The sequence below is a fragment of the Saccharopolyspora sp. NPDC002578 genome (genome assembly GCF_053592695.1).
This window is the reverse complement of record NZ_JBSFWJ010000123.1, coordinates 1-10,076: the sequence shown is the minus strand read 5'-3', so window position 1 is coordinate 10,076 and position 10,076 is coordinate 1. Positions and strand designations below refer to the sequence as shown.

Here is a 10,076-nt window from a genome sequence, read left to right as displayed (position 1 = left end):
GGACGCCGGGGCGGACGCGGTGAAGGTCGGCGTCGGGCCCGGCTCGATCTGCACGACCCGCGTCGTGGCCGGGGTGGGCGTGCCGCAGATCAGCGTCCGCTACCCACTCCCTGCGCAGACCGCTCCGCGCGAAGAGCTCTAGTCGAAAGTGACGATTTGGCGGACCAGGGCGGCATCTCCGCCTTGCAGCGCCGCCAAGCCGTCGTTGATGTCGGAGAGCGCGAGTCGCCTGCTGACCATGCCTTCGAGGTCGAGGCGCCCGGCCCGCCAGAACCGCAGCATCCGGTCGATGTCCCGGCGGGGGTCGGCCGAGCCGTAGAACGACGGGAGGATCTTGCGCTCGTTGATGAACAGTTCCTGCGCCGTGAACTCGACCTTCTGGTCTTCGCCGCCGGCGCCGACGATGACGACGGTGCCGCCGCGCCGGGTGGCGTCGTACGCGGAGCGGATGGTGGCCGCGAGTCCGACGACTTCGATGGCGTAGTCGAATCCGGCGCCACCGGTGAGTTCCTGCTTGAGCTCGTCGAACCCGTCGGGGGTGGTGGCGTGCGTCGCGCCGAAGCGCTTCGCCGCGTCGTGCTTCTGCGTCACGGGGTCGACGGCCACGATCTCGGTCGCCCCGGCCAGCCGGGCGCCTTGGATCACCGAGATGCCGACACCGCCGCACCCGATGACGGCCACGGTGGACCCGGGTTCGACCTGCGCGGTGTTGAGCACCGCGCCGACGCCGGTGAGCACGCCGCAGCCGAGCAGCGCGCCCACTTCGAACGGCACGTCCGGGTCGATCTTGATCGCTCCGTCGCGGGGCAGCACGAGCTCTTCGGCGAAGGTGCCGCAGCCCGCGAAGCCGAAGGTGGGCTCCGTGCCCACTTCGAACCGCGGGGAGGTGAACGCGGCGATGGTGTGCACCGCGCACAGGTGGGCCTGCCCGTGCAGGCATTCCCGGCATTTGCCGCAGGGCGGCACGAAGGTGATGGTGACGTGATCACCGGGAGCGAGGTCGGTGACCTGCTCCCCCACCGCCAGGACTTCGCCGGCGCCTTCGTGGCCCATCACTCCGGGCGCCAGCGCGGGCAGGGTTCCGTTCATGGCGGACACATCGCTGTGGCAGATCCCCGCCGCGCGAATCCGGACGTGCACTTCGTCCGGGCCCGGCGCCACCACCGCGGCGTCCGTCCGGACGTCGAGCTCGTCATCGCCGATCTGCTTGAGCACCGCTGCCTTCACCGGCCTGTCTCCTCACCGAGTCCGAGGCCGCCGCACAGGGCGACTGTTACGTGCGACACACAGTAGAACGCGTTCCCATTATCTTCAAGACTCAGATTCCGGGTCGTTTCCTGCGATGAAAAGCGCACCCTTCGGACAGAGCTGGACCGCTTTGGTAACACGTTCTACCTTTTCGTCCGGGATCGGACGGCGGATCTGCAGCTGTTCGTCCTCGTCCAACTCGAAGACCCCCGGGGCCAGCCCGACGCACACGCCGTTGGCCTCGCACAGTTCGGGTCGCACGCCGATCTCCATCGCTTCCTCCGCACTCGTGGAACTCGGGCCCTCGGGTGCTCGGCGCGCGGCGATCCTCAGCAGAGCAACGAGCCGGCCCCGCCGGATGCACTGCTCCATCCGGGGGGTCGCCCGGCTGAACCGCTTCCGCAACCCGGGGTCATCGCCCGCCGCACCCGTGGCCATCAGCGAAACATGATGTAGAACAAGTTCCACATTAACGCACGATCCCGCGCCCCCGGCGGAAAAGATGACCCCGACCAGAGGTCGACCAATCGACGCGGGCCGGTTTATGGTCGGTGGAACTTGTTACACCAGTCCGGGCAGTACGACACTCGCCAGGAGGCCACGTGCACATCGGCTTCACGTCCGGTCAGCAACGGCTGCGCCACGAGCTGCGCGACTACTTCGCGGGGCTGATGAACGAGGAGCTCCGCGCGGAGCTGACCACCGGCGGTGACTACGGCGACGGCGACGCGTACAAGCGGATCGTGCGGCAGCTGGGGGCCGACGGGTGGCTGACGCTCGGCTGGCCCCGGGAGCACGGCGGCGACGGCCGCACGATGCTGGAGCAACTCATCTTCACCGATGAGGCCGCGATCGCCGGGGTTCCGGTGCCGTTCCTGACGCTCAACAGCATCGCGCCCACGATCATGCGCTACGGCACTCCCGAGCAGCGCGCGCAGTACCTGCCCGGCATCGCCGCCGGGGAGATCCACTTCGCCATCGGGTACTCCGAGCCGGAAGCAGGTACCGACCTCGCCGCGCTGCGCACCACCGCGGTCCGCGACGGCGACGAGTACGTGATCAACGGTCAGAAGATGTGGACCAGCCTGGTGCAGTACGCCGACTACATCTGGCTGGCCTGCCGCACCGATCCCGAGGCCCGCAAGCACAAGGGGCTGAGCATGCTGGTCGTGCCGACCGACGCGCCGGGCTTCTCCTGGACGCCGGTGCGCACCGTCGCCGGGCCGACGACCAGCGCCACCTACTACGAGGACGTGCGGGTGCCGACCACGGCGCTGGTGGGCGAGGAGAACGCGGGCTGGCCGCTGATCACCAACCAGCTCAACCACGAGCGGGTCGCGCTGACCTCGGCGGCACCGATCAGCTCAGCGCTGGCCGGAGTGCGGGACTGGGCGCGGAAGACCTCGCTGCCCGACGGCCGCCGCGTGCTCGACCAGGAATGGGTCCGCTCCCACCTCGCGCGGGTGCACGCGGGTGCGGAAGTGCTGAAGCTGATGAACTGGAAGATCGCCTGGACCGCCGAGCGCGAACCCGCGCCCGCCGCGGCCTCGGCGACGAAGGTCTACGGCACGGAACTGGCCATCGAGGCGTACCGGCTGCTGATGGAGGTGCTGGGGCCCGCGGGCCACGTCCGCGCCGGTTCGCCGGGCGCCGCGCTGCGCGGCCGGATCGAGCGGATGCACCGCGCGGCGCTGATCCTCACCTTCGGCGGCGGCACCAACGAGGTGCAGCGCGACATCGTCTCCACCGTCGGCCTCGGACTGCCCCGGTCCCGCAGCTGAGCCGGGCCCGCCGACCGCCCCTGCCCGAGTCCGGGCGCCGTCTGCACGAGGAGTTCCACGATGGATTTCGCACCGACCGAGGGACAGCACGACCTGGCGGAACTGACCCGCGACATCGTGACCGACCACGTCACCGCCGACCGGTTGCGCGACGTGGAGTCCGGACCGGACCGGTTCGACCGCGTGCTGTGGACGGAACTCGGCAAGGCCGGGGTGCTCGACGCGGCGTTGCCGGAAGCGCTCGGCGGCGGTGGCTGCGGGCTGTTGGAGCAGTGCGCCGTGCTGGTCGAACTCGGCAGGGCGGTCGCGCCGGTGCCGTACCTGCCGTCGCTGGTGGCGGGGGCCGCCGCGGTCGTCCGGTTCGGGGACGCGCACCAGCAGGAGCGGTGGGCGCGCCCGGCCGGTGACGGCGAGATCGTGCTGACGGCGGCGTTCGCCGAGGACGGCGACCCCGCGCCCGCGACTCCTGCCACCACCGCCGCGCGGGACGGCGGGAAGTGGCTCCTCAACGGGGTCAAGGCGGCTGTGCCCGCCGGTCCGGTCGCGGACTTCTTCCTGGTACCGGCCTCGACCCCGCACGGGCGGCGGGTGTTCGTCGTGGCGTCCGGCGACGACGGGGTGGCGGTGCGGCGCCAGCAGGTCGTCGACGGCGACGGCGCGGCGCAGCTGGAGCTCACCGGGGTCGGCCTGGACGACGACCGGCTGCTCGGCGGGGACGAGACCGGCGAGGTCGCGGACTGGCTCGAAACCCGCACCACGCTGGGATTGTGCGCCGAACAGCTCGGGGTGCTGGAGCGGGCGTTGGAGCTGACCGCCGCGTACGCGGGTGAGCGCACCCAGTTCGACCGCCCGATCGGCACCTTCCAGGCCGTGTCGCAGCGGCTCGCGGACGCCTACATCGACGTCGAAGCGGTCCGGTTGACGACGTGGCAGGCCGCGTGGCGCGCGGCGGAGGGGTTGCGCTGCGACACCGAGGTGGCGACCGCGAAGTTCTGGGCCGCCGAAGCCGGGCACCGCGTCGCCCACACCGCGGTCCACGTCCACGGCGGCGTCGGCATCGACCTCGACCACCACCTGCACCGCTACTTCGTCGCGGCCAAGCGCCGCGAATTCGCCCTCGGCGGAGCGACCTCCCAGCTGCAGCGAATCGGAACAGCCCTGGCCGACGACGACACCGTCCTGGACTAGGCCCGTGTCCCGGTGGGCGTAGTGGGCCGGGTGACGGAACCTCAGCGGCTTCCTCGCTGCCCGTTGCCGGTGTGATCGCGATTTCTCATGCAGCTCCCTACATCACGAAATCGCTGTCCTCGCGAGGAAGCCGCTGAGAACCCGCCGATGGTCACCTTGCTCAAGCCGGTCGCTGCTCAGCGGCTCCGCCGCTGACAACAAGAGGAAGAGCCACCACCGAGCACAAGGCCCCGTCACGCCGATTCCCGTCAAGCGTTGTCGTGCAGTTGAAAGGCCCGAACAGGAGGCCAGCCATGGTCGAGCCGACGCCCACCGTCACCGATCTGCTGCTCGCCCGCGCCGACGACGAGCGTCCCGGATTGCGCTTCGAGCACCGGGAGTGGACCTGGGCGGAGCACGTCCAGCGCTGCGCCGACCACGCCGCCGTCCTGCGCTCGTTGCGCGGTGAGGGCGGCCCGTGGCACGTCGGGGTGCTGCTGGACAACGTTCCGGACTTCTCGTTCCTGCTGGGCGCGGCGGCGCTGTCCGGGGCGGTGCTGGTGGGGCTCAACACCGGGCGGCGCGGCGAGGCCCTGGCCCGCGACGTCCGGCTCGCGGACTGCCGGCTGGTGCTCACCGAGCGGCGGTACGCGGGCCTGCTGTCGGAGGCCGATCTCGGCGCGGCGAACGGGAACGTGCACCTGATCGACACCCCGAAGTGGTCGCGGCTGCTGTCGGCGCACCGGGGCTCCCCCCTTCGGCCGGTCGCCGCCGGTCCCGACGACCTGCTGGCGCTGCTGTTCACCTCGGGCACCGGTGGAGACCCGAAGGCGGTCCGCTGCACGCACGGCAAGGTGGCCTCCCCCGGCCGGATGCTGGCCGACCGGTTCGAGCTCGGCGGGCGCGACTGCGTCTACGTGTCGATGCCGCTGTTCCACTCGAACGCGCTGTTCGCGGGCTGGGCGGTGGGCCTGGCGGCGGGCGCGGCGGTGGCGTTGCGGCGGCGCTTCTCCGCCTCCGGCTTCCTCGACGACGCGCGCCGCTTCGGCGCGACGTACGCCGACTACGTCGGCAAGCCGCTGTCGTTCATCCTCGCGACCCCGCCTCGGCCGGACGACGCGGACAACCCGTTGAAGGTGGTGTACGGCAACGAGGGCGCTGAGCGCGACCTCGCGCGGTTCGCGGAGCGGTTCGGCTGCCAGGTGGTGGACGGGTTCGGGTCCACCGAAGGCGGCGTGGCCGTCGCGCGCACCCCGGACGCGCCGCCGGGTTCCCTGGGCAGGCCCGGCCCGGGCGTCCACGTGCTGCACCCGGTGACGGGGCGGCGCTGCCCGCCCGCGTCCTTCGACCGGGACGGGCGGGTCACGAACCCGGACGAGGCGATCGGCGAACTCGTCAACACCGCCGGCGCGGGAGCGTTCGCCGGGTACTACCAGGCGCCCGAGGCCGACAGGTGGCGGATGCGCGGCGGGATGTACTGGAGCGGTGACCTCGCCTACCTGGACGGGGACGGGTTCTGCTACTTCGTGGGCCGTTCCGACGACTGGCTGCGGGTGGACGGCGAGAACCTGGGCACGGCGCCGATCGAGCGAATCCTGTTGCGACATCCCGGAATCGCGCAGGCCGCCGTGTACGCCGTGCCGGATCCGGGTGTCGGCGATCAGGTGATGGCCGCGATCGTGGCGGTCGGCGACGACCCGCTCGACCTCGGCGGTTTCCTCGCCGCGCAAGCGGACCTGGGCCCCAAGCAGCTGCCCCGGTTCGTCCGGTTCGCCATCGACCTGCCGCGCACCGAGACGCACAAGGTCCTCAAGCGCGAACTGGCCGCGCAGCGCTGGAACTGCCCCGACGCGGTGTGGTGGCGTCCCGGTCCCGACCCGGTCTTCGAACCCCTGCCCCCGGAACGAGCCGTGGCGCTCGACGCGGCGTTGAGCTGAGAGTCGCCGCGCGCCGGAGGCTCCGCGGCACGATCGCGGAGCCTCCGACGGGCGGTCAGCGAATCCCGTCGAGCCTGCTGAACGTCTCGCCGGCTTCGCGCAGCAGGTCGCGCATCACCTCGTCGACGTCGCGCACGGCGTTCATCCGGCCGACGATCTGGCCGACCGGCATGGACACCACCTCGGGGTCGTCGGAGCGCATGATCCGCTGGTGCGCCTCGCTGACCAGGATGTTCTGCAGCGGCATCGGCAGCGGCGACGGAGCGTCCTGCTCGCTCCACGCGTCGGTCCAGCGGGTCTTGAGCAGCCGCGCCGGTTTCCCGGTGTAGATGCGGGTGCGCACCGTGTCGCTGGAGTCGGCCGCCAGCAGCGCCCGCTGCATCGCCGACTCCCCCAGCGTCATCGTGTACTCCTTGGTGGCCAGCCAGTACGAGCCCATCCACGCTCCGCTCGCGCCGAGCGCCAGCGCGGCGGCGACCTGCCGCCCGGAGCCGATGCCGCCCGCGGCCAGCACCGGGACCTCCTCGCCGACGGCGTCCACGATCTCCGGCACCAGCACCATGGTGGCGATCTCGCCGGTGTGCCCGCCCGCCTCGTGCCCCTGCGCCACCACGATGTCGACGCCCTTGTCCACGTGCCTGCGGGCGTGCTCTGCCTTGCCCGCCAGCGCGGCGACGAGCACGCCGTGCTCGTGCGCGCGTACGATGACGTCCGGCGGCGGCGATCCGAGCGCGTTCGCGATCAGCTTCACCGGGTGCTTGAGCGCCACGTCCACGTGCGAGCGCGCGACCGAGTGCAGCCAGCCCAGCACCGCGTCGCCCTTGGCCGCGTCGTCGGGCAGTTCCGGCACGCCGAGCGAGGTCAGCGTGCGGCGCACGAATTCCCGGTGCTCATCGGGAATCATCGCCTCCAGGTCCACGTCGGCCGCTTCGGCGGGAACGGTAGAGGGCATCACCACGTCGACGCCGTAGGGCCGGCCGCCGGTGTTCTCGTCCATCCAGTCGAGCACCGCGTCGAGCTCGTCGGCGTCGTTGAACCGCACGCATCCGAGCACGCCCAACCCGCCCGCGCGGCTGATCGCCGCCGCGACGTGCTCGGACGGGGTGAACCCGATGATCGGGTGCTCGATGCCGAGCCGGTCGCAGAGGGCAGTGCGCATCAGGGCTTCCTTTCGGCTGCCTCGGCCACCGCGGCGGTGCCCGAGTGCTTCACGGCGTCGGGTTCGTGCTGCTCGGCGTGCGTGCAGGCCCAGCGGTAGTCCGGTTTGCCGCTCGGCGACCGGCGCACCTTGGCGGCGAGCCACAGCTTGCGCGGCACCTTGTACCCCGCGATCCGCTTGCGCGCGTGCGCTTCCAGCTCCGCCCAGGCGGGTTCGGTGCCGTCCCTGGTCTGCACGACCGCGGCGACGCACTGGCCGAGCCGGTCGTCGGGGACGCCGAACACCAGCGCGTCGAACACGTCGGGGTGCGCCTTGAGCACGCCCTCGACCTCTTCGGGGTAGACCTTCTCGCCGCCGGTGTTCACCGACATCGAGCCGCGGCCCAGCATCGTGACCGTGCCGTCGGACTCGTAGCGCGCGTAGTCGCCGGGCACGACGTAGCGGACCCCGTCGATCTCCACGAACACCGAGCCGGACTTGTCCGGGTCCTTGTAGTAGCCCAGCGGCACGTGCCCGGAGCGGGCCAGCAGCCCCACCTCGCGGGAGTCCGTCGCGAGCAGCCGCCCGTCCGGGCCGATGATCGCCGTGGCGGAGTCCGCCTTCACCCGCGGGCCGCCGGTGCGCTCGCCGCCCTTGCTGAGCACGCCGATGCCGCTGAACCCGGTCTCTGAGCTGCCGATGGAGTCGGTGAGCACCACGTTGGGCAGCGCCTCCAGGTACTGCTCCTGCACCGACGGGGAGAACAGCGCGGCACTGCTGGAGATCGCCACCAGCGAGGACACGTCGTAGGAGCCCTCGTGCAACGCCTCGATCAGCGGGCGGGCCATGGCGTCGCCGGTGATGGCCAGGACGTGGACGCCGTGGCGCTCGATGGCCCGCCACGTCTCGTGCGCGTCGAATTCCGGGAGGATCACGACGGTGCTGCACGCGAACAGGTTGCCGAACGCGGCCCACTGCGCGGCGCCGTGGATGAACGGAGCGGCCGGTAATCGCACCAGGCCGCCGCTGGCGGCCCCGTCGCGGGCCTGCTGCCACTCGTCGGCCATCGGTTCGCCGGTCATGAAGTCGATGCCGCCGCCGAGGGTGCGCCAGACGTCCTCGTGGCGCCACATCACGCCCTTCGGGTTGCCCGTCGTCCCGCCGGTGTAGAGCAGGAACAGGTCGCCGTCGGAGCGCGCCGGGAAGTCCCGCTCCGGCGAGGAGTCCGCCAACGCGGACTCGTAGCCGGTGCCGCCGTGGGCGGTGCAGTCCTGGTCGCTGCCGTCGTCGAGGACCAGCACGCTGCGCAGGCCGGGCGGCAGCGCCTCGGCGACCCGGTCCCCGTAACGGCGTTCGTGCACCAGCGCGGCGAGGTCGGCGTCCTCGTAGATGTAGCGGAGTTCTTCCGCGACGTAGCGGTAGTTGATGTTGACCGCGACCGCGCGCAGCTTGTAGGCGGCGAGCATCGCCTCCAGCGCTTCGATGCGGTTGCGGGTGTGCACACCGATGTGCGAGCCCCGGCCGAGCCCCCGCTGGGCCCAGTGGTGCGCGAGCCGGTTCGATCGGCGTTCCAGTTCGGCGAAGGTGACCCGGTCCTCGCCGCAGATCACGGCGACGCGCTCGGGTGTCAGGTCGACGGCGTGCTCGAAGAGATCCGCGATGTTGTGTGCCACCCGATCGAAACTAGAACATGTTATCGTCCGAGGCAACGGGCCGATCGGTTCAGAAAGCGCCCTGATTTCCGGAATTCCCGCGAATGCGGCACGGGTTCGGACCATGCCGCGCCGACGAGCCGTCGCGCCCGACCTGCCATCCCCAACGAGCCCGCACGCGGGCGGTCACGTCGCCCCGCACGACTTCCCGGGAGGAACCCATGTCCGCAACACCGGCGCACCCGCCCGCCCAGGCCACAGAGGAGCCGGACTGCCTGGTGGAGCGGCACGGGCAGGTGCTGGTCGTGACCCTGAACCGACCGGCCAAGCGCAACGCGCTGTCCGCCGAGATGATGGCGATCATGAAGCAGGCCTGGGACCAGGTGGACGAGGACGACGACATCCGGGCCTGCGTGCTGACCGGCGCGGGCGGCGCGTTCTGCGCGGGCGCCGACCTCAAGGCGATGACCAGCAGCCACCCCGGCGACACCACCGAAGGCCGCGACCTGTCGGTGATCGAACCGCTGCTGAAGGGCCGCAGGCTGACGAAACCGCTCATCGCCGCCGTCGAAGGCCCGGCCGTCGCGGGCGGCACCGAGATCCTGCAGGCCACCGACATCCGCGTCGCCGGACGCGGCGCCCGCTTCGGCGTCTCGGAATGCAAGTGGGGCCTGTTCCCCCTGGGCGGCTCGGCGGTCCGCCTGCCGCGCCAGATCCCTTACACCCTCGCCGCCGAAATCCTGCTGACCGGCAGGCACCTCACCGCCGAGGAGGCCAAGGAGATCGGGCTCATCGGCCGGGTCGTGCCCGATGGTGAAGCGCTGAGCACCGCACTGGAACTCGCCGAAGCCGTGGCCGCCAACGGGCCGCTCGCGGTCCGGGCCATCCTGCGGACCATGCGCGAGACCGAAGGCATGCCGGAGAACGACGCGTTCCAGGTGGACACCCGGCTAGGACTGGAGGTCTTCCGCAGCGCGGACGCCAAGGAAGGACCCCGCGCGTTCGCCGAGAAGCGCACGCCGCACTTCCGCGGGCGGTGACGAGCCCCGGAGCGGGGGGGGGGCGGCGCCCCCCCCCCCCCCCCCCCCCCCCCCCAGGGGTGAAGGGGGTGAGGGTTGGGAGGGTGAGAATGGGGGGGGGGGGGCGGGGGGGT

The 10,076-nt window shown here is 71.6% G+C and carries 8 protein-coding genes and 1 pseudogene; 5 read left to right on the top strand and 4 right to left on the bottom strand.

Annotated elements, in window-relative coordinates; all coding sequences use genetic code 11:
• Positions 1–103, top strand: a pseudogene (locus ACWD38_RS29345) (IMP dehydrogenase); the annotation flags it as partial.
• A gap of 35 nt (positions 104–138) precedes the next feature.
• On the opposite strand, the gene ACWD38_RS29340 reads toward ACWD38_RS29345, so the two are convergent.
• On the bottom strand, positions 139–1,227 hold the full coding sequence (locus ACWD38_RS29340; RefSeq protein ID WP_184479057.1) for a zinc-binding dehydrogenase: 1,089 nt from the start codon (positions 1,225–1,227) through the stop codon (positions 139–141).
• 84 nt (positions 1,228–1,311) lie between these two features.
• Positions 1,312–1,521 carry a ferredoxin gene (locus tag ACWD38_RS29335; protein WP_184479056.1) on the bottom strand — a complete coding sequence of 70 codons (210 nt, stop codon included), beginning with the start codon at positions 1,519–1,521 and terminating at the stop codon, positions 1,312–1,314.
• Between the two features lie 329 nt (positions 1,522–1,850).
• Here ACWD38_RS29335 and ACWD38_RS29330 point away from each other — a divergent pair, with 329 nt between their 5' ends.
• The 3 genes from ACWD38_RS29330 (at position 1,851) to ACWD38_RS29320 (ending at position 6,133) form a co-directional block, all read left to right on the top strand.
• Positions 1,851–3,029: an acyl-CoA dehydrogenase family protein gene (locus ACWD38_RS29330; protein ID WP_450125361.1), complete on the top strand. Its 1,179-nt coding sequence runs from the start codon at positions 1,851–1,853 to the stop codon at positions 3,027–3,029.
• Positions 3,030–3,089: 60 nt separating this feature from the next.
• The gene (locus tag ACWD38_RS29325) at positions 3,090–4,217 is read left to right on the top strand and encodes an acyl-CoA dehydrogenase family protein (protein ID WP_450125360.1); all 1,128 of its coding nucleotides are present in this window, start codon (positions 3,090–3,092) and stop codon (positions 4,215–4,217) included.
• 293 nt (positions 4,218–4,510) lie between these two features.
• Positions 4,511–6,133: a long-chain-fatty-acid--CoA ligase gene (locus tag ACWD38_RS29320; protein WP_450125359.1), complete on the top strand. Its 1,623-nt coding sequence runs from the start codon at positions 4,511–4,513 to the stop codon at positions 6,131–6,133.
• Positions 6,134–6,188: 55 nt separating this feature from the next.
• On the opposite strand, the gene ACWD38_RS29315 is transcribed toward ACWD38_RS29320, so the two are convergent.
• Entirely contained in the window at positions 6,189–7,292 is a 1,104-nt protein-coding gene (locus ACWD38_RS29315; protein WP_450125358.1) for an NAD(P)H-dependent flavin oxidoreductase, read from the bottom strand.
• Positions 7,292–8,944: an AMP-binding protein gene (locus ACWD38_RS29310; RefSeq protein ID WP_184479051.1), complete on the bottom strand. Its 1,653-nt coding sequence runs from the start codon at positions 8,942–8,944 to the stop codon at positions 7,292–7,294. The genes ACWD38_RS29315 and ACWD38_RS29310 overlap by 1 nt, the downstream gene beginning before the upstream one ends.
• A gap of 200 nt (positions 8,945–9,144) precedes the next feature.
• On the opposite strand from ACWD38_RS29310, the gene ACWD38_RS29305 reads away from it, so the two are divergent.
• Positions 9,145–9,963: a crotonase/enoyl-CoA hydratase family protein gene (locus tag ACWD38_RS29305; RefSeq protein ID WP_184479050.1), complete on the top strand. Its 819-nt coding sequence runs from the start codon at positions 9,145–9,147 to the stop codon at positions 9,961–9,963.
• The last annotated feature ends 113 nt before the right edge of the window (positions 9,964–10,076 follow it).

Bases quoted from the DNA above. Each gene is read 5' to 3' on its own strand.
- ACWD38_RS29320 (WP_450125359.1), top strand. From the start codon at position 4,511: ATGGTCGAGCCGACGCCCACCGTCACCGATCTGCTGCTCGCCCGCGCC.
- ACWD38_RS29335 (WP_184479056.1), bottom strand. From the start codon at position 1,521: ATGGAGATCGGCGTGCGACCCGAACTGTGCGAGGCCAACGGCGTGTGC.
- ACWD38_RS29315 (WP_450125358.1), bottom strand. From the start codon at position 7,292: ATGCGCACTGCCCTCTGCGACCGGCTCGGCATCGAGCACCCGATCATC.
- ACWD38_RS29305 (WP_184479050.1), top strand. From the start codon at position 9,145: ATGTCCGCAACACCGGCGCACCCGCCCGCCCAGGCCACAGAGGAGCCG.
- ACWD38_RS29325 (WP_450125360.1), top strand. From the start codon at position 3,090: ATGGATTTCGCACCGACCGAGGGACAGCACGACCTGGCGGAACTGACC.